At 41.0% G+C, this 19,315-nt stretch carries 22 protein-coding genes; 18 read left to right on the top strand and 4 right to left on the bottom strand.

Annotated elements, in window-relative coordinates:
• Nucleotides 1-2 precede the first annotated feature (2 nt).
• Nucleotides 3-836 carry a 5-dehydro-4-deoxy-D-glucuronate isomerase gene (kduI, locus tag QNH28_RS17750; protein ID WP_283907867.1) on the bottom strand — a complete coding sequence of 278 codons (834 nt, stop codon included), beginning with the start codon at nt 834-836 and terminating at the stop codon, nt 3-5.
• A gap of 237 nt (nt 837-1,073) precedes the next feature.
• Here kduI and QNH28_RS17745 point away from each other — a divergent pair, with 237 nt between their 5' ends.
• Together QNH28_RS17745 and aspA are read left to right on the top strand one after the other, a co-directional pair.
• Nucleotides 1,074-2,750, top strand: a complete 1,677-nt coding sequence (locus QNH28_RS17745; RefSeq protein ID WP_283907866.1) for a hypothetical protein — start codon at nt 1,074-1,076, stop codon at nt 2,748-2,750.
• 297 nt (nt 2,751-3,047) lie between these two features.
• Nucleotides 3,048-4,472 (top strand): aspartate ammonia-lyase, encoded by a 1,425-nt coding sequence (gene aspA, locus QNH28_RS17740; RefSeq protein ID WP_283907865.1) that lies wholly within the window; start codon nt 3,048-3,050, stop codon nt 4,470-4,472.
• A 106-nt stretch (nt 4,473-4,578) separates the two neighbouring features.
• Here aspA and QNH28_RS17735 read toward each other — a convergent pair whose 3' ends face one another.
• The gene (locus tag QNH28_RS17735; protein ID WP_283907864.1) at nt 4,579-5,118 is read right to left on the bottom strand and encodes a MerR family transcriptional regulator; all 540 of its coding nucleotides are present in this window, start codon (nt 5,116-5,118) and stop codon (nt 4,579-4,581) included.
• 212 nt (nt 5,119-5,330) lie between these two features.
• Here QNH28_RS17735 and QNH28_RS17730 point away from each other — a divergent pair, with 212 nt between their 5' ends.
• The 5 genes from QNH28_RS17730 (at nt 5,331) to ybaK (ending at nt 8,295) form a co-directional block, all read left to right on the top strand.
• Entirely contained in the window at nt 5,331-5,951 is a 621-nt protein-coding gene (locus tag QNH28_RS17730; RefSeq protein ID WP_481858324.1) for a bifunctional transcriptional activator/DNA repair enzyme AdaA, read from the top strand.
• Nucleotides 5,941-6,474 carry a methylated-DNA--[protein]-cysteine S-methyltransferase gene (locus QNH28_RS17725; RefSeq protein ID WP_283907863.1) on the top strand — a complete coding sequence of 178 codons (534 nt, stop codon included), beginning with the start codon at nt 5,941-5,943 and terminating at the stop codon, nt 6,472-6,474. Before QNH28_RS17730 ends, QNH28_RS17725 begins: the two co-directional genes overlap by 11 nt.
• Nucleotides 6,471-7,289 carry an SPL family radical SAM protein gene (locus QNH28_RS17720; protein WP_283907862.1) on the top strand — a complete coding sequence of 273 codons (819 nt, stop codon included), beginning with the start codon at nt 6,471-6,473 and terminating at the stop codon, nt 7,287-7,289. Before QNH28_RS17725 ends, QNH28_RS17720 begins: the two co-directional genes overlap by 4 nt.
• Before the next feature lie 184 nt (nt 7,290-7,473).
• Nucleotides 7,474-7,725 (top strand): YolD-like family protein, encoded by a 252-nt coding sequence (locus tag QNH28_RS17715; protein WP_283907861.1) that lies wholly within the window; start codon nt 7,474-7,476, stop codon nt 7,723-7,725.
• 96 nt (nt 7,726-7,821) lie between these two features.
• Nucleotides 7,822-8,295 (top strand): Cys-tRNA(Pro) deacylase, encoded by a 474-nt coding sequence (ybaK, locus tag QNH28_RS17710; RefSeq protein ID WP_283907860.1) that lies wholly within the window; start codon nt 7,822-7,824, stop codon nt 8,293-8,295.
• Here the strand turns inward: ybaK and QNH28_RS17705 are convergent.
• The gene (locus QNH28_RS17705) at nt 8,284-9,036 is read right to left on the bottom strand and encodes a YdcF family protein (protein WP_283907859.1); all 753 of its coding nucleotides are present in this window, start codon (nt 9,034-9,036) and stop codon (nt 8,284-8,286) included. The genes ybaK and QNH28_RS17705 overlap by 12 nt on opposite strands.
• A gap of 194 nt (nt 9,037-9,230) precedes the next feature.
• Between QNH28_RS17705 and QNH28_RS17700 the strand changes: the two genes are divergently transcribed.
• The 5 genes from QNH28_RS17700 to QNH28_RS17680 all read left to right on the top strand — a co-directional run bounded on the left by QNH28_RS17700 (nt 9,231) and on the right by QNH28_RS17680 (nt 13,440).
• A complete protein-coding gene (locus QNH28_RS17700) occupies nt 9,231-10,205 on the top strand; it encodes a phosphotransferase enzyme family protein (RefSeq protein WP_283907858.1) in 975 nt (324 codons plus the stop codon).
• A gap of 69 nt (nt 10,206-10,274) precedes the next feature.
• On the top strand, nt 10,275-10,619 hold the full coding sequence (locus QNH28_RS17695) for a hypothetical protein (protein WP_283907857.1): 345 nt from the start codon (nt 10,275-10,277) through the stop codon (nt 10,617-10,619).
• Nucleotides 10,620-10,847: 228 nt separating this feature from the next.
• Entirely contained in the window at nt 10,848-11,783 is a 936-nt protein-coding gene (locus tag QNH28_RS17690) for a LytTR family transcriptional regulator DNA-binding domain-containing protein (protein ID WP_283907856.1), read from the top strand.
• A 104-nt stretch (nt 11,784-11,887) separates the two neighbouring features.
• Entirely contained in the window at nt 11,888-12,733 is an 846-nt protein-coding gene (locus tag QNH28_RS17685; protein WP_283907855.1) for an ABC transporter ATP-binding protein, read from the top strand.
• A complete protein-coding gene (locus tag QNH28_RS17680; RefSeq protein ID WP_283907854.1) occupies nt 12,730-13,440 on the top strand; it encodes an ABC transporter permease in 711 nt (236 codons plus the stop codon). Before QNH28_RS17685 ends, QNH28_RS17680 begins: the two co-directional genes overlap by 4 nt.
• A 172-nt stretch (nt 13,441-13,612) precedes the next feature.
• On the opposite strand, the gene QNH28_RS17675 is transcribed toward QNH28_RS17680, so the two are convergent.
• Nucleotides 13,613-13,900 carry an alpha/beta hydrolase gene (locus tag QNH28_RS17675; protein ID WP_283907853.1) on the bottom strand — a complete coding sequence of 96 codons (288 nt, stop codon included), beginning with the start codon at nt 13,898-13,900 and terminating at the stop codon, nt 13,613-13,615.
• 211 nt (nt 13,901-14,111) lie between these two features.
• Between QNH28_RS17675 and QNH28_RS17670 the strand changes: the two genes are divergently transcribed.
• The 6 genes from QNH28_RS17670 (at nt 14,112) to QNH28_RS17645 (ending at nt 19,220) form a co-directional block, all read left to right on the top strand.
• The gene (locus QNH28_RS17670; RefSeq protein ID WP_283907852.1) at nt 14,112-14,561 is read left to right on the top strand and encodes a DUF1569 domain-containing protein; all 450 of its coding nucleotides are present in this window, start codon (nt 14,112-14,114) and stop codon (nt 14,559-14,561) included.
• A gap of 368 nt (nt 14,562-14,929) precedes the next feature.
• Nucleotides 14,930-15,721: a phosphotransferase gene (locus QNH28_RS17665; RefSeq protein WP_283907851.1), complete on the top strand. Its 792-nt coding sequence runs from the start codon at nt 14,930-14,932 to the stop codon at nt 15,719-15,721.
• A gap of 145 nt (nt 15,722-15,866) precedes the next feature.
• Nucleotides 15,867-16,739, top strand: a complete 873-nt coding sequence (locus QNH28_RS17660) for an AraC family transcriptional regulator (protein ID WP_283907850.1) — start codon at nt 15,867-15,869, stop codon at nt 16,737-16,739.
• Nucleotides 16,740-16,899: 160 nt separating this feature from the next.
• Nucleotides 16,900-17,187, top strand: a complete 288-nt coding sequence (locus tag QNH28_RS17655; protein WP_283907849.1) for a hypothetical protein — start codon at nt 16,900-16,902, stop codon at nt 17,185-17,187.
• Nucleotides 17,188-17,394: 207 nt separating this feature from the next.
• Nucleotides 17,395-18,369: a phosphotransferase enzyme family protein gene (locus QNH28_RS17650; protein ID WP_283907848.1), complete on the top strand. Its 975-nt coding sequence runs from the start codon at nt 17,395-17,397 to the stop codon at nt 18,367-18,369.
• 497 nt (nt 18,370-18,866) lie between these two features.
• Complete coding sequence (locus QNH28_RS17645) at nt 18,867-19,220, top strand: VOC family protein (RefSeq protein WP_283907847.1); 354 nt, start codon at nt 18,867-18,869, stop codon at nt 19,218-19,220.
• Nucleotides 19,221-19,315: the final 95 nt, after the last annotated feature.

Below are 19,315 nucleotides of genomic sequence, written 5' to 3'. Positions count from 1 at the left end.
CTCTATTGTAGTTCTTTCATGGATACGGGGTCCATATCATCATATCTTTTATTATCGCCTGCCATACTCCAGATAAAAGTATAGTTATGAGTACCAACACCACTGTGGATGGACCAGCTTGGAGAAATAACCGCTTGCTCATTTTGCATTACGATATGGCGAGTTTCATTTGGCTCTCCCATCAAGTGGAACACAACGGAATCGTCCGGTAGATCGAAATAGAAATAAGCTTCCATCCGGCGTGGATGTGTATGTGCTGGCATCGTATTCCACATGCTACCTGGCTTCAGTTGAGTCATACCCATAACTAGCTGAGCGCTTTGTACGCCATTAGTATGAATGAAGCGGTGGATTGTACGCTCGTTGGAGTTCTCCAAACCGCCCATCGCACCGGATTCCGATTCAGCCAGTGTAGTTTTGGTAGTTGGGTAAGATTGATGAGCAGGAGCAGAATTAAAATAAAATTTGGCGGGCTTGGAAGCGTCTGCACTTTTGAAAATAACATCTTTAGAACCTTGACCAACATATAGACATTCTTTGAAATCTACTTCATATTCTGTACCATCAACAACAACCGAACCTTTACCGCCAACATTGATGATCCCCAGCTCACGGCGTTCCAAGAAGTAAGTAACCCCAAGCTCTTTAAGGTCAGTTGTAAGTACAACTTCTTCTTTAACAGGATTAGCGCCGCCAACGATCATGCGATCTTCATGGGTAAGTACAAGCTTCAGCTCATCTGGTGCAAAAATGACAGGAATGTGGAATTCCTTACGGAGGCGCTCAGTGTCAAACTGCTTAACTTCATTAGGATGGGATGCGAAACGTCTTTCCATGGAATATTCAATCTCCTTAACAAGCATATTTTTAGTTCGTATAGGTACAATTTACTCCATTTATGTTCATTTTACAAGTGTAATTTTTATTAACACTGTTCACTTAAGTTTGTTTAATAGGTTTTTATAATTGCCAAATGAACGAAAAGTGTGCACAATAGAGCTAAAATGCTTAGTTCTCATTTATAGGATTGTTATCATACTATTGAAAATTGAGATGTGGGAGGTTGAACTTTAATGCTGGAGTCGAAGGGTATTCAGAGTAGTAAAGAGGAGCGTCAGCAAGAAATTATTATCAAAATAGCGTTGGAAGCGGAGCGGCGACCTCTGCTGGAGAGTGGACTCTGGTTTCACGATGATGTGCGGAATAACTTTTATTATGGCTCGTATCTTTTTGCAGCTGCAGTAGATGATTCTCTGGCATTGCCTTTTGATCGTGAACAAGCGAAGCAGAAGGCACAGGATGTGCTATTGGAGACATTATTGCTTCAGAATCGACAAGCCGGTACGGAGCTTTACGGGCACTGGCCGCTTGGATTGAATCCGATTCCGCGAGAAGCGTCACCGCATGAGTTGCCTGTGGAAATTATGGGCAGTCTGATGGCTTACTTTTGCAAAAGATATGGTGGAGCACTAAACGCTCAGCTTCGTATTGTCCTGAATACAGCATTTGGGCATATTTATCGGAGTGATTTCTTCCGAAAGCCGGTAGTAACCTTTGGACATCATGAAGCGAAATATACTGCAGCAAAGCTGATTTTTGGTACTATGTTTGCAGATGAAATATTAGTTGAAGATGGCCGGCAAAGTCTGAAGCGTACGCTAGCGTATATTCGCTCCAAAGGCATGCCTGAATATGGTAGTCTTCCGTGGTTCTGGCATTGGGTGCAAGCGTTTACCTGCGCTTTGGAGCTTGTCCCAGCAGAGGATACGGATCTAATAACTACGCTTAAGGAAATGCTTGACCATCTTTGGAAAGTACGTGCAGATTTTTATTTGCGTGGAGCTTGGGTGGGTGCGCATTCTAGGGGGTGGCCACATGATGTACCAGGTGACGCTAATGTGCTTCATGACTATGTTCAATTCGGGGACTTCAAGCTTCCAGAGGCAATGCCGCGCACGGAATATGCTGGACTCCTATTCTATGAAGCACCAGATGAGGTATTAACAGCTGCAATGAATCGCCAGACGCCAGTGGAAGTCACCAAGATTACACAGAAAGTAATCCCAACGGATTCAAATGATCAACCGTTGCTTCATTCCTATGCTTATATTACAGAGGATTTTGCCGCAGGTGGGATGTGGGAACGAGTAGAGGAATTCGATAATGAGCAGCTCCGTTGGGCTTTTTCATTGCCTGTGGATGGAGAGGGAGGGTCCAACCAGCTATATTTCTTCCACCCGGGTCAAGGCTACGATGAGGGAGATCCGCGCCATCAGAGTCGTTACATGGAGGTCCTTTATCACAAGAATGTTATTGTTTCTTTATTTCCTATTCCTCAGGGTGAAAAGAATACGGTCATCGGTGTGCTCCCCCATGGTGATTGGATGCAAGACCCGAATGCCTTGTTCGGTCAGGTTGACGACGTCTATTTCGCAATTTATTTATCTCATCCCTATCAACTGCAGGAACGGCCAGGATACATTGAGGTATCATCAGCTGGGATGCCGGGCGGGGTGGTTGTTGAGGCGATCGGAGTAAAGGAGTCTGCTGAGCGTGGCATCATCGGACTGGATGCATTCGTAATAGCTATGGCCCATAATGAACCAAAGTTCGAGATGGGAGACGGATTTTCGGCTCATTATACCACCAGTAATGGGGAAAGATTGCATTTGAGGTTGGAGAGTGAGTCAGAGCAACCGCGTGCTTTACTGAATGGTGCGAAGATCTCCTTGGAGAACTATACGGTTTAATAAGAACTCAACATAATTGTGAGTAAAGTTTGGAGTGAGTCGACCTTAAGGTCGGCTTTTTTATATTATAAATGCGCATACTATGCTACAGCTTCAATTGGAAATTCACTCCTAATAAAAATCAGGTTTCCTTTAAGGGCAAGGCTTTCACAATCTTATTTGTAATTAATTACATTAATCCCTAAATTTCTGAGAGACATTTATCACAATAAAGGTTAATATCTAAGTGAGACAAATGAATGAATACGCTTTCTTAAATCCGATCAAACCTAACTCAAAGAATGCGAGGGATTTACTGTGACAGGAACTGAATTTCGTGTAGAAAATGATTTTCTAGGCAGCAAACAAGTAGATAAGAACGCATACTATGGGATTCAGACATTACGTGCAGTAGAGAATTTTCCAATTACGGGTTATAGAGTGCACAGTGAATTAATCAAAGCGATGGGGATCGTAAAAAAAGCCGCTGCGCTTGCAAATATGGAAATTGGCAGGCTCTATCGTGGGCTTGGAGAAGTTGTTGTTAAAGCAGCGGATGAGATCATCGAAGGTCAATGGCACGAACAATTTATTGTAGACCCTATACAGGGTGGTGCAGGTACCTCGTTAAATATGAATGCCAATGAAGTTATTGCTAACCGAGCATTAGAGCTGCTTGGACATGACAAAGGAGACTATCGTCATTTAAGTCCCAACTCTCATGTCAATATGGCGCAGTCTACTAACGATGCATTCCCGACGGCCATTCATATTGCGACGCTTTCTCTTCTGGAACAACTACTTATTACTATGCGCAGAATGCATGGGGTGTTTGCAGACAAAGCCAAGGAATTCGATCCGGTTATTAAAATGGGACGCACACATCTACAAGATGCAGTTCCGATTCGTCTGGGCCAAGAGTTCGAGGCTTATCGCAGAGTGCTTGAGAGAGATATCAAACGTATTGAACATACACGTCATCATTTGTATGAAGTAAATATGGGGGCAACCGCTGTAGGAACTGGATTAAATGCTGACCCTCGTTATATCGAAGTGGTTGTAGAGCATTTGGCAGAAATAAGTGGATTACCGCTAGTAACCGCAGATCATCTTGTGGATGCTACGCAAAATACCGATGCATACACAGAAGTGTCTGCTGCTCTAAAAGTCTGCATGATGAACATGTCCAAGATTGCTAATGATCTTAGGCTCATGGCTTCGGGTCCTCGGACTGGGTTTAATGAGATTTCACTACCTGCTCGCCAGCCTGGTTCCTCCATTATGCCAGGTAAAGTTAATCCGGTTATGGCGGAGGTCATCAATCAGGTGGCTTTTCAAGTGATAGGAAATGACCATACGATCTGTCTGGCTTCCCAAGCAGGTCAACTGGAGCTGAATGTTATGGAGCCTGTGCTAGTGTTCAATCTCATTCAGTCCATCAGCATCATGAACAACTCCTTCCAAGTCTTCACAGACTTCTGTCTGGCGGGTATTGAAGCCAATAAAGAGAAGCTCGAGCGGGATGTGGAACGGAGTGTCGGAATCATTACCGCGGTTAACCCACATTTGGGCTACGAAGTGGTTTCTCGTATTGCTCGTGAGGCGATTTTGACAGGAGAATCTGTTCGTGAATTGTGCCTTAAGTATAATGTGCTATCCGAGGAAGAGCTCAATCTGATTCTGGACCCTTACGAAATGACGCATCCAGGAATCGCAGGCTCCGCTTTATTGCAGAAGCAATAGGGGATTACCTAACCGTTAATCGCTGACTTTGTCATGCGTGTCCTACGATATTTAAAAAGAACCTACTTCAACGTTAGTTAGAAGTAGGTTCTTTTGCGTTTCAGGCTTACAGGAAAAAGAATGAGCGTAATAGACCACGTTTCCTTGGTGGAGAGGGCAACCTTGTAGTAGTAACGGGACGAGAAGCTTCGTTAGATGTGAAGACGTTGCCTTTTGAAGCTTGCATGGGTTCGAGGGTTGCTGCTAATTGTTTGATCATTATCCGCAGATCCTCAAGCTCTTCACGCTGCTGAAGCAACTGTATCATGACTACTTCGTCGGCTTTTTGATCAAGTGTACGTTCAATATAATGAATCCGGGATAATATATCTTGCATAGGCTCAGCGTCTGTGGGATGAAGTGGAGCTTGCGGTGACGTAGACATCTGCTTTTCATTCGAGTCAATTAATTGAATACTCTCTAGTGGTTCTCCGTGATTAATGCAGTCTTTAATATGACTCAGCAAGCTGATTTGCTGCTCTGAGAATGTATAGTGGCCAAACCGGTCCTTTGGAAAAAAATCAGGGAACATAGCAGCCCAACGTTTGATCGTAGTCTGGCTAACTGACAGCAGCTCTGCGGCATCCTTTGTTTTCAGAATTTCCATTTTGATTCCTCCAGTTCAGGTAGTCCTGTTATGAGTAATTCGTGATCCAATTGCTGCTCCCTGCACGGTTGACAAAGGAAGTGCGGATTCGATAAACAAAGTGTAATTACGAGCAATCTCACCATTCTTGCATTTCACTATCTTGCTTTTACATTCTAGAATGAGTACAGATGACCCTGAAGCGGGGTATACTTGGTTTAGAGGTGAAGCGTATGGATAGGAGTGGAGAAGTGGAAAAGATGACTGAGGAGCAATGGCGGGCTATTTTGCAAAATGATGCAGCCTATAACGATAAATTCTTTTATGCTGTGAAGACTACGGGAATCTTTTGCCGACCTTCCTGTAAGTCCAAAGCACCTAATCGAGAGAATGCACGTATCTTTCAAAATGCAGAACAAGCATTAGAATCTGGATTTCGTCCCTGTAAAAGATGTAAACCGACGGGTGAGCGGCTGCCGGATAAGGAATGGGTGGCTGTAATGACTGAATATATCGACATACATTATAGGGAATCTCTTACTCTTGAGACGCTGGCTGAAGTCTGTCATGGAAGTCCCTATCATCTGCATCGAACCTTCAAGAAAGTAACAGGAATCACTCCAGTGGATTATATACAGCAAAAGAGAATCGATCAGGCATCTGAATACTTGGTTTCCACGGAGAGGGCAGTAGCTGATATTGGATTACATGTGGGTCTGCCAAATACGTCGTATTTTATTACCTTATTCAAGAAAAAAACGGGGCACACCCCAACGCAGTATCGACAGCTTAACAAAGTAGAATTAACGAAACATTCTGAACTTATTTTGGAGGAACAGAAACATGGAGAGTAGACCAAATGCAATCATATACTGGACATTGCTAGCTTATAAGGAATGGAACTTCTATATCGCAGCATCGGCGAAAGGATTAAGTTATGTGGGGTCGCAGCAGAAGCCATTCGAAGAAATGAGTGAGTGGGTTACGCGTCGATTTCCTGGAAGTGAATTGGTGCAGGACGATGAGAAAATGGCGCCATATATACAGGAACTGATCGAATATTTGCAAGGGAAACGGCAGGCATTCAGCATTCCTTTCGATTATCGCGGGACTCTATTTCAACTTGCAGTGTGGAAAGCGTTATGTGAAATTCCATATGGACAAACGTGGTCTTATTCGGACATCGCTACACATATTCAAAAGCCTGCTGCAGTACGCGCGGTAGGGACGGCTATTGGTGCTAATCCGATACTAATTACGGTGCCCTGCCACCGAGTCATTGGCAAGAATGGAGCATTAACTGGATACCGCGGGGGATTAGAGATGAAGACTAGGCTGCTTAATCTGGAAAGTGGAAAGATTGCTCAAGAATTATGAATAATGAGATTCAGTACAAAACTCCAAAGACCTTACTAAATAAAGGGACGGGTTATCTGAACGGATATAGTCATTCTTTAAATCCATATACCGGCTGTACTTATGGCTGTTCTTATTGTTATGTGCGTCAAATGCCCGTTTCACTGTTTCGCCAAGAGGAATGGGGAACGTGGGTAGACGTCAAACTAGAAGCTTCAGCTATTTTACGTAAAGAACTCCAGAAAGCTAAGTCCAAAGGACCGGTCTCCATCTTTATGTCCTCTAGTACAGATCCATATCAACCGATAGAGCACAAGGAGCAGGTAACCAGAGCTTTGCTGGAGGTTATGGTAGAGAATCCGCCCGATTTTCTGTTCGTGCAGACGCGCAGTCCTCTCGTACGCAGAGATATAGATTTACTGTTACGCTTAGAAGATAGGGTTCGTGTGAGTATGACTGTTGAGACGGATCGTGAAGATATTCGCAAAAAATTCACACCAAGTGCTCCGCCCATTTCCGCAAGATTAAAGACGCTGCAATTACTGCGTGAAGCGGGTATTCCTGTTCAAGCTACCATCGCTCCGGTATTGCCGAGCAGTCCGTCTTTTCCAGAGATCCTAAGGGGTTTGGTGGATAGAGTCTGTATCGACGATTATTTTATGGGCGATGGCAGTGGGGGCAAACGGACACGGAGATTAGGTATTTATTCCCTTTATGAAGAGCTTCAGCTTGAAGATTGGTATGATCCATCTGCGTATCATAAGGTGTACGATGGACTGCGGAATATTTTTAATGAGGATGAGCTGTTCTTGAGCCAGAAGGGGTTCGAGCCTTAAACTGAAACATGTTATAATAAACGAGAGCATTCATACTTAGTATTTTAAAATATAAGAACGTATAAGTTTCACGCAATATTTATGTCTTATATTTCTTGCATATACGTATTGTGTCCTTATAAGGACACCGAAGGCGTTTATGCTTGTATACTGAATACCCGTAATCGCTTATTGGAGGAGTAGAGTGGCAAAAGCAAAAGTGGCCAAGCGGCCCACAAGAGATGAGTTTGTACTTGAGGAGCTAGGCAATCAGTTAGTTGAAGCTAAGCAAGAAAGTTCTGAGATTTTATTGACCGTATGGGGAAAAGAAGAACAGGTGCGCGGAACAATTGTAGAAATGGACTCGCGGACTGGAAAAGTACACATCAGTAATAACCAAGGTATCGAAAAAGTTCCGTTTATGGATATTATGCAAGTTAATTATCCCAGAGATTAATGGGAACGCGGCAATAAGAGGTCCTGTGAGCCATGTTGGCTTTGGGGCCTCTTTGACCATAAACTATCGAATAGATTATAGAGAGGTAGGTCAGATATGGCAGTAACCAAAACCAACGCGATGCGAATGCTAGATGCGAAGAAAATTGGATATGAAGTGTTTTTTTATGACAATGAGGATGGACTAATCCATGGTACGGCTGTAGCGGAGAAGATTGGGAAGCCGGCAGAGACGGTTTTTAAAACTTTGGTCGCTCATAGCGGAGCAAATCTTTATGTATTTGTTATCCCAGTTGCTGAGGAGCTGGATCTAAAAAAGGCGGCCAAGGCCGCCGGAGAGAAAAAGATTGAGATGCTGCCAGTCAAGGATTTGCTGAAGTGGACAGGTTATATCCGTGGGGGATGTTCACCGGTTGGTATGAAAAAGCTGTATCCAACGTTCATTGACATCAGCGCAGAAGGGCTGGAAACGATAGCCGTCAGCGCTGGAAAGATTGGTCAGCAAATGGACGTATCTCCGCAGCTTCTTGCTGGGGTAATAAATGCAAAATTCATAGATCTAATTAAATAAATGAGCAGCAAGGAGACCTAAATACTCCTTCAAGGCTGAGCCTGTAGTGGAGATGGCTCCTGGCGAAGGAGTGAACTTTGAGGGCTGCAGCGAAAATTCAGCGCTGGCGATATAATCTGTAGGATAAGCTTGCGCTGATAGTCCTGCATTCTTGAAGTGCTGCATCGCTCGGGGCATATGAAAGCCTGAAGTGACTAGAACAGGATGCTTAAGTCCTTTCTCTTGTAGGATTGCGGCTGTATTTACTGCATTTTGCTCCGTGTTGAGGGATTGATTGTCGGTCAGGATATCCGCTTCGGGGACACCGAGACCAAGGAGTTGTCTTTTGGCGATATCCGCTTCATTGCCGCTGTCAGAGAACACTTGTCCACCAGAGAATAGGATGGGTAAACCACTTGTATTATGTAGTCGTACAGCTGTAATTAGCCGATTCGCTGCTGATCCATATAAATTGCCCTCGCCATCAATATCCGGTGTCCCAGAGCTTGCGCCTCCACCAAGCACGACAATGACATCTCCTTGCAATGTATCCGGTTGTGGATATTTTCGTTCTAAACCTCCGATTAACGCATCGCTGACTAAAGGAGTCATGGAGAAAAACATAAGCAGTGTAACGCCAAGCAGAACAAGTGCTGGACGACGATTCTTTTTCCATAACCAAATGACAAGACCGAGCAGAAGTAGGATGAAAAGTCCTGGAGGAAGCACAAAGCTGTATACAAATTTGATGATGTAAATCAACAGTATCAACCGCCTTCGTAAAATATGAGTTCAGGTTGTATTGTAACATGAGATGGGGTGTTCGAAGTTATATTAAAGACCGGTACGGTCTTTTTTTATTTGTTCAACTAACGGGCAGGATAGAGTAATCAGTTATCGAATAACTCAAGAAAGAATAAGGGTTTTCTGTTATCTAAAATATGAGGTGATATTTTATGGATTATACTAAGTGCTTTAATAAAGTTTTACTGAAGTATTCTTTTATTGATCCTTTCGTAGAATTGATTCGTCATAATGAAAACATTACATATAAAGTAACAGAAAAGGGATCTGAAAATACTTACTTGTTGCGAATGCATAAACCCATTACAAAAAACATGCAGGGTGTGCATAATACACGCGAGGCTATCCAATCGGAATTAGAATATCTGTTAGCTTGGTCGACTCATTCTGAATTACCTGTTCAAATCCCTATTCCAAATCTAAACGGTGAACTGGTATCAACCGTCATCATTGAAACAGAAGAAATACATTGTTCAGTTTTAAAATGGCTTTTTGGGGAAACCATGTCCAAGCAAGATTTGAACACTGAGGAGACAGTCAGTATCTTAGGGACACGTATTGCACATTTACATCAGTTTTCGATGAGCTATCAACATGATTCAAGTTTTATAAGACCTAAATATGAGTTAGAGTGGACAAATACCATGTTGACCCATTTGAGAACAGGTAAAGAAATGGGTATTATCACTTCAATGGATTTTAATATTCTTGAAAAAACACTTTCGTTGATAAACGATCGTATTAAAGTACTGAGCAAAACGAAAGAGACTTGGGGATTTATTCATGCCGACATCAACTATAGCAACTTAATTCTCACATCAAAAGGGATTTCATTCATTGATTTTGGTTTATCGGGTTTTGGATATTACGCGATGGACGTGGCTATGGGTGCCCTTATGATGAAAAGCGAAATGCGAGATGCTGTATTATTTGGCTACACTAATATTTTTTCCAGAAGATTAGATACTGAGCAGCTGGAGGGTTTTATGTTATTAGCGATATTTGGGTACTATGCTTTTCTAGTAAGTAAAAAAGATTCGCATAAGTGGCTATGTGAACAAATGCCAGGTTTAATTGAAGTTTGTAAGCCTTTCCTAGACGGTGAAACGATATTTTACGATATTTGATTCATTCGAGCAATCAATTCTTTTTAATTAACGGGTAAGGTTAGTGTAGATTTAGAAGGGATAGATGAAATGATAGAATTATCTAAAGAAAATTACGCTCAAGTTCTGCCTTTATTGAAAAACCTAGCATATGAACCTGTGTTTGCTTATTCCGTAATTGAGCAAAATCAATCTGGAAAAGTGTTTGTTGATCACGCCGAAAACCCTACCTGCAGTCTTATTATCAATTCATATGGACAGTATCTATTAGTTAAGAGTGGCAACAATGAATGCTTCATGAGCGATGTAGCTGAATTTTTGCTAAATGATCAACACCATTCAAAATACTACGATCTTTATGCTTCAACACCGGAACTACTGTTTCAAATTAGCGAAAGGTTAGTGGGAAAGACTGTATTATTGCACTGTTTTTGATGATACTCTTCAGAGAATTCGGGGCTGATTTTTAGATGATAAACTCGTAACTGCAGAACGAGCTACATTAAGTGTTTCAGCTAAAAAGCTTGGTGTGCAGTTTTCGTTATATTGGATAACCTTTAAATATAACAGACTGTTATATTTTTCAGTAGAAACTGACAAAAAAGCCTCCCAACATTATAATTGTTATATATATCCTATAGAGGCATTGACCTGGAGGACGGCATGCAATTTCAACCAATTTATTATAATGGGGAATTACTTCTACCAAAGATCGAATTAAATATGATATCGAACCAATCGATTGGCATTATAACGGACTTGAAGCGAAAGCTGCTTTTAATGGATCAATTAGTTGATCATTCCCGATATTATTTATTTCGGGTTCAACAAAACGAGTATATGCGTTTAACGGTGGAAGAGCTAATCACTTTTCTAATCAGAGTAACAGAGAGGAATGAATATGCCGCTTCGTTGATGGATTATTTTTCTTTAAAAGAAGAGCGGAAGGTGAAAATCAAAGATCTAAGCTCATCGAAAAGGATGTATGTGACCTTGGTGCGTGTCTTTTTCGCGCATCAGCCTGTACTAGTACTAGAGGAACCCTACTTTTACCTGGAAGAGCAGGATCGCCGTCAATTTAAACGGATTCTGGACGACCTTTCGAAAGAAAAACAGATTTTAATCCTAACTTCGAATTTAGAGGATGCCCTAATTTCCTGTGATGCCATTTACCGGTTGAACGAGTCCGGATTTCATTCACTCGATATTCGGGACTCCGAAGAGGACAAGCAGGAAGTACAGAAACAGGACGAGCCCAATATCACCTTGCAGAAGATCTCTACCAAACGAAATGACAAAGTGATTTTATTTAATCCGCCTGAAATCGATTTTATAGAAAGTGTAGATGGTTCGATTCTTGTTCATGTGGGCGGGGAAAATTACGACTGTGCTCTGACGCTAACCGAGTTGGAGCAGAGAATGTTGAATTTCGGTTTTTTTAGGTGTCACCGCTCCTACATCGTTAATCTGCAAAAAGTAAGAGAGATTATTACCTGGACGAAGAATAGCTACAGCTTGCGGTTAAATACAGGTCAAGATGCCGTGGTTCCGTTATCCCGTTCCAAATTACAGGAATTAAAAGCACTTCTGAACATTTAAATGGTACCATTCAGGTGATAATAGCTACATTTCGGCGGGTTTTGATGGCTGGAAGCATGCAATCTTTATATGCTTAAGGCATCAACGCTAAGGAAGTGGTGTTAATGGATGTTATCCAAGTAGAACGTGTCCGTAAGAGATTTGGAAATAAGGATGCGTTGGCAGATGTGTCTTTTTCAATTCCGAAAGGGGAAATTTTTGGCTTCCTCGGTCCGAGTGGTTCAGGGAAAACGACATTAATCAAGATTTTAACTGCGCAATTAAATCCAACAAGTGGACAGGCAAGTGTATTTAACCAACCAGCGGAGATGATGCATCAGTCTGCACAAAAGATGCGCTTCGGCATTTTGACGGATAACAGTGGTCTATATGAGAGATTATCGATTGAGGAAAATCTGGAGCTGTATCGTAAGTTATATGATCTTCCCAGATCTGCGGTCGATAAGGTGCTGCAGTTTGTAAACTTAAGCGGAGAGCGCAAAAAGAAAGTCATTCTCTTATCGAAAGGGATGCGTCAGCGTGTCATGTTGGCCTGCGCGATTATCCATGAGCCCGAATTATTATTTCTAGATGAACCTACTTCGGCTTTAGATCCGGTAAACTCAGCACATATTTATAAAGGCTTACGCTACCTAAATGACAAAGGGACAACGATTTTTTTAACTACGCATGATATGGCTGAGGCAGAATTAATATGTAACCGTGTAGCGATTCTGTATCAGGGACAAATCCAAACCATCGGTTCACCTAAGGATCTTAAACGACAGCACCGAGAAAACGTAGTTTGTGTTGAATTAATCAATGGGGAAGCTTACGAGCTCCCGATCGATGAGGGAACGGCTGATCAAATCGCGGATTGGATGAGACGAGGGTTAATTGATCGATTAGAAACGAAAGAGCCAAGTCTAGGTGATATTTTTATTAAAATGACAGGAAGTGAGTTACTATGAGTATCTCATTAAAACGTGCCCGGGCGATATTTGTGAAGGATTATAAAGAGTTTTCACGTAACTATGCGCTGTCCATTATGCTGATTTTTCCTATTATTATCGCTCTGATTTTCAGGAGGGCAGGTGCGTCTTTGCCTGGAGCCAGCGGTTTTCTTTTTAATAGTTCGTTTGTATTACTAACATGTTTCGCACAAGCCTGCTTGATTGCTGAAGAGAAGGAGCGTAACACTTTACGGTCATTAATGATGACTCCGGCTACGACCATGGATGTACTAATCGGTAAAAGCAGCTTAGTCTTTGTCATGTCTGCTGTTGTTCTCGCTATTTCCACATTATTATTTGGCTATGAGCCAGCTAATATATGGGCGTTTGTAGCAGTAATCATTCTTTCGATTATTCTGTATACTGCAGCCGGGACGATCTGTGGTTTATTCTCCAAGACGTTGCTTGAAGCCTCATTATCTATACTCCCTGTGGCGTTCATATTTATGGGGGCACCGTGGGGGGCAGTACTAGTGAAGGATTATCCGGTCTTCAAAGTGCTGGATTACATGCCAAGCAGTCAGCTTGTGCATTTGCTGGGTCTAAGCAATACAGGTTATACGACGGGCGATGTATTGAAACCCCTCCTCATTACTTTGGCATGGACAGTTGTATTAACAATTGTCTCTATTGTTTTGTATCAACGGCGGTTGAAGGATGAGTAAGGGAAAATTTCCAAAATAAGTTAATAGCGGGCCCGAATACAGCCATTCCCAATTGCAAATTCTGTGTACGAGGCTCTCTTATAGAAAATAACCCAACGGAGATCCATTCGCTGAAAGGGTTATTTTTATTAGTTTACCTGATGCCAATTACAAGATCGGATAACCTTCCTCTTTAGACCTGATTAAGGGGTTTTCCTTCTTTTAAATTCAGCGTTTGATCTAGCCAATTGAATAGGTGATGATTGAACAGCAGCAGCGCTCCATAATGACAATGCTCCCCAGTACCCTCATAAGCAGTGAATTTCATATAGGTTTTCGAACAAGTAAGTGCATCATAAAGCTGCTGGGGCTGGCCAGCGAAGAAGTGATCATTTTCAGCCTCGCATACCAGTGTGGGGCACTTAATTTTATCGGCCACACCTTCCAACGTAAAGGGCTCCGTTTTTTCGACGAGGTCCATAAGGGAGTCTGTTTTATACGTAAACAACGGGCAGGATAGTGAGCAAAGGATAGAATGATGGAAAATGGTAAATATTAGATTGACAGCATGCTGTCGAATTGTAATGATGCAATAATAAATACAATAGACAAACAAGAGGATCCCTAAAGCGGATTTTCACTGAGCGAGTCAAATTCACTTATACAAAAGCAAAATTTAATGGAGTGTGCTAATGAAAAATATATACAACGAATTACATACAGCGGAAATACTGAACCGTATCGAGAATTTAAGTCCAAATTCAAAACCAGAATGGGGAACAATGAATGTTGCTCAAATGTTGGCTCACTGCTCAGCATTTCAAGACATCGCATTGGGAAATGCTTTTCCCCCTAGATATTGGCTAGGAAGGATAATAGGAAGGTTTGTGAATTCTATTTTCTATAATGACAAGCCGACACCACATAATATGTCAACAATTCCGACCATACGTATTTTAGATGACAAAAATTTTGAGACAGAAAAAGAAAAACTGAAACAAAAGATTTTAACTTTCCAAAGTAATGGTCCGGAGAAATGCTCATCCCATCCACATCCTTTCTTTGGAAAGTTCACTCCTGAGCAATGGGGTAAAGGGATTTATAAACATCTAGACCATCATTTAAGACAATTTGGTGTTTAGTTTTTTTTCGCAATGATTAAAGATTGTTCAGTTTAGAGCAGTAACATCACTTCGCTGTGCTAACGGGTAGTATAGTTCAATTATAGTTGTTTTTTCTTTCCAGTTTTATAGTTTAAATATTAAAATGGAATAGGTAGAATCTTATCGTATTTTTAAATGTTGTTGCCAATGACCTTTTTGAAGAATATGGTAAAAATGTATTTATTGATGGCATTAGGGTAGAAAGAACTGAGTTGAAACCACATTATGAAAAGGCAGGCGGTCAGTCATCGTGATTGGCTGCCTTTTTTCAACTAGCGGGCAGGATAATTGAACAAACAGGATTTGTTTTACGTTTATAGAAAGTTATATTAGGGAGGAATATTTAGATGCCAAACCATGAGAACGAAGAGATGCTAACCGGAGGAAATGTCTCTAGCGTTTATCGTTCAGGAGATACAGTACGACGAGAATTAAAGCCAGATAGTCCCCAAATTCATAAGCTATTAAAGCATTTGGAGAACAAAGGTTTCAGTTATGCACCAAAGTTTTTAGGTATTGATGAAAAAGGTAGAGAAATATTATCCTTTATTGAAGGAGAAGCTGGTAATTATCCTTTAAAAGGTTATATGTGGTCTGATGATGTATTAAAAGAAATAGCGAGGATGCTCCGTCTTTATCATAATTCTATGATAGATTTTTCAATTGAAGAAAGTTGGCAATCAATAGATAACACTCCACAACCATTCGAGGTAATCTGCCATAATGATTTTGCAATATACAACCTTATTTTTAATCATGAAAGACCAGTAGGTATTATTGATTTTGATGTTGCTGGTCCGGGTCCAAGGCTTTGGGATATAGCTTATACTCTTTATACTTGCGTTCCCTTAAGTAGGATTTATCATTCTGAAACAGGTGAGGAAGTTTTTTATAATTCATTACAGCATGCCGACCGTGTAAACCAAAGAGTCAAATTGTTTTTTGAATCTTACGGTGAGGGAATAGAAGAAGATTATTTGGCGATGGTATTGCTACGATTAGAAGGATTATGTAAAACCATTAAAAGAAAAGCCAGTGAAGGTGACAGTGCTTTCCAAAAGATGATAGATGAAGGGCATCTTGAACATTATCAAAATGATATTAAATTCATTCGTGAATATGGGAAAGAGTGGATTTAAGAGTAGAATTATTGTTGATCTAACGGTCAGAATAGCTGAATACAGAATGATATTCTTTTCTTCAACCCTACAGAATCGTGCAGGAAAAGTCGGGAAGGTAAAAACCTTCTTTGTTATCCTATGATTAACGAGGGGAGGCAACGTCATGGATATGCTGGTACAACTGAACAAAGCTATAAACTTTATTGAGGAGAACCTGACAAATCCTGTTGATTATCAGGAGGTTGTGAAAATAGCCTGCTGTTCGGAATACCATTTTACTCGCATGTTCTCATTCCTAGCAGGCATTACTCTGTCGGAATACATCCGTCGTCGACGTCTAACTTTGGCAGCACTCGAGCTTTCACAAAGTAATATCAAAATTATCGATGTCGCTCTGAAATATGGTTATAATTCACCTGATTCCTTTTCTAGGGCTTTCCATAGCATGCATGGGGTTAGCCCTTCGGAAGCTCGGGTCCATGGACATTCCCTTAAGGCTTTCCCTCGGATGGTGTTTCAGCTGACTATCAAAGGAGGAAATGCAATGAATTACCGTATTGAAAACAAAGAATCTTTTCGCATCGTGGGGGTAAAAAAACGGGTACCAATCATTTTCCAAGGGGTCAATCCGGAGATTGCATCGATGTATGAGGGGTTGACGCCGGAAATGATTGATGAGATGAAGAGATTTTCTGATGTTGAGCCTTCAGGGTTTATAAGCGCCTCTACAAATTTCTCTGAAGGGCGTATGGAGGAAAAAGGAGAGTTCGATCATTACATTGGCGTTGCCACTACGAAAGACGTATGGAATGGCTTAGATCAGCTGGAAGTGGCGGCCTCTACGTGGGCTGTATTCACAGTCGTCGGCTCTTTTCCGAGTGCGCTACAAGAGATCTGGGGGCGAATATATTCGGAATGGTTTCCGTCATCGGGATATGAGCTAATTGAAGGGCCTGAAATACTTTGGAATGAGCACAAAGATATCACATCGCCAAATTTTAAAAGCGAAATATGGGTGCCTATCACTAAGAAATAAAAGTGTTTGTTGGACTAATGAGACCGAGAGCTGAATATCCTTTCACCATGAAGCTGCCGTGAAATAATTCCGGCAGCTTCGTTAAGCTATAGGGGAGGATAGTATAAGTAAGTTATTGAATAATAATTGCCTAAATGTTTTATTATTGGGGGTAAGAAAATTGAAAAAAAGAAATATACTTTTTTTGTTTATTTTTATCCTTTTAGCAGCTTGTAGTTCACAAACTATTGTAACTGATGAAGTAGCTTTTGTTGGTGAAGGAAAGTACTGGAATGTTAAATACATATATAACGCTAAATTATATGATGAAAAGCATGTAAGCTGGGTTGAGATAGCCTATAAAGAAGAGGGGGAGATAGATTTCGACTTAAATGAAATTGATATAGAATTTAAAAGTAGGGATAGTTTCATTACAGGGAACCTTGGAGAACATGGAAACGAAAATTGATAAAAACAAGATCTCGTTTTTAACTGGCACTGTTAATTTTGAAACACACAAAGAAGATAAATATGAATTGACAGTTAAATTTAAGGAGCAAAAAGATGTTGTCAAGTTAAAGGTTATAGACTGATAAGGTTGTTACGCTAACGGGCAGGATAGTTCAAAAATGTTGTAGAAGTGTATTGGTAAATTTCAAAATTAAAGGAGTCCCTTATGACGAATGAGAAACTTTTGGACTTACTAAGCAGGTACGATATTCAACAGCCTGAGATTATTTTCTTAAGGCACAACGAGAACAGAACATATCGTATTAATGACAGGACCGGAAAATCATATTTACTCCGCATTCATGACCCTTTTATAGATGACATGAAAGGTTTACAACATACATACGCCGGCATTCTTGGAGAATTACAAATGCTTGAGAAGCTGGGAAGCTGGAGCACCCACGAAATACAGACTCCCGTAAGAAACAAAGATGGTCAACTAATTACGATCGTTGAATACGAAGGCGAACTACTAAACTGCTCCGTCCTCACCTGGCTGGCTGGAAGAGACATGAGTAAGAATGATGTTAACAATCTTGAACTGGTTAAAAAACTGGGATCACAAATAGCAGAGCTGCATACTTTTTTTCGGCAGTACGAAAATTCAGATATGGAGATTCGCCCGAGTCAAGGCAGAGCCTATAATGAACGGATGATCCGTGTGATCCATTCGGGTGTGAAAAAGAATTTATTTACGTCTTCTGATGCTACTATCATTGAACAAACGCTGCAATTGATCAACTCCCGGTTAGATGACCATGGCGGAGAGGCAGGCCCTGACCTTATTCATGGGGACCTGTGTATGGGTAATATCATCATCACAAACGAAGGAGAGGTGCGCTTCATTGATTTTGGCTTTTTCGGAAAAGGTTACGCCTTGCTTGATATAGCCATGGGGGCTATGATGCTGCCATCCGATCGAAGAGACACTTTCCTTAAGGGATATTACAGAGCGCACGAAAATACAGCGAATGATCTACTGCAGCTGGAAGGTTTTATGTTGGTCGCTATTATTGGATATTACGTTTTCCAGATGGAGAATGAACATGTTCATGCCTGGATGCGTGAAAGAATGCCCAAATTATGCACAGAGTATTGTCGCCCCTTCCTCAATGGTGAAAGTATATTTTATAAAATATAAAATATAAAATATAAAATGGAACCATCTTCGTTGAATTAACGGCCAGGTTAGCATAACAATTAAGTTCCATATGAGTAAAAGTTAGAGGAATATTTTAGAGCAGTGAGCACCGGAGGTTTGTATGAAAAAAATATATTATTATTTTACTTCTAGGTCCCATAGAATCACCAGATGGTAAAAATAAAGCTAGCTCATTTTACTTAAATTATGGTGGTACAGCAGGTGGGGTAATTTATATTGTCGAGGTTGAACAAACTCAGACTGGTGAAAAGAAAAAGGTTTATTCAAGTAGCCTGACGAAGTCTATTGCTTAAAGAGAAGTTCGTAAACTGTTACAAAGCGGAGGACATTAAGGTGCCTATTATTTATAGGCTACTTGGTTTTTGAACTAACCTATCAAATCACTTCTTTTAAAGTAAATGAATCCAATAGATGATTAAACCAACGGGAAGATATTACAAATTTTAAAAATATACCATTAGGATTGAGGTCTGAGAATGAGCGTAAAACGAATTGTCGCCAATATTCATACACAGAATGTTTCGGCAGCAAAAAGCTTTTACCAGGACGTGCTCGAGCTTGATTTATTGATGGATCATGGTTGGATTGAAACATACGGCGTACTCGGGCAGGAGAACATTCAAATAAGCTTCGCCTCACAGGGCGGCTCTAATACGCCTACTCCTGATCTTTCGATTGAAGTTGATGATATTGATGCGGTGTTTGAACGTATGAAGAGTGCTGGATATACGATAGAATATGGACTTGTTGATGAAGCTTGGGGAGTTCGGAGATTCTATGTCCGTGACCCATTTGGCAAACTTATCAACATACTTGCTCATGGAGATTAAATAAGCGGTCATGGCGTGCAGAGAATTAGATTGTTAAACTAACGGGGAGTATAGTGCAAAGGGCATTGGTGATCGTACTTTGATTAACGTCTACT

Origin of the sequence: Paenibacillus sp. G2S3, from assembly GCF_030123105.1 — a bacterium.
Classification (GTDB): Bacteria; Bacillota; Bacilli; order Paenibacillales; family Paenibacillaceae; genus Paenibacillus_AQ.
Note: the sequence above shows the minus strand (reverse complement) of the source record. Positions and strands in the feature narration are given on the sequence as shown.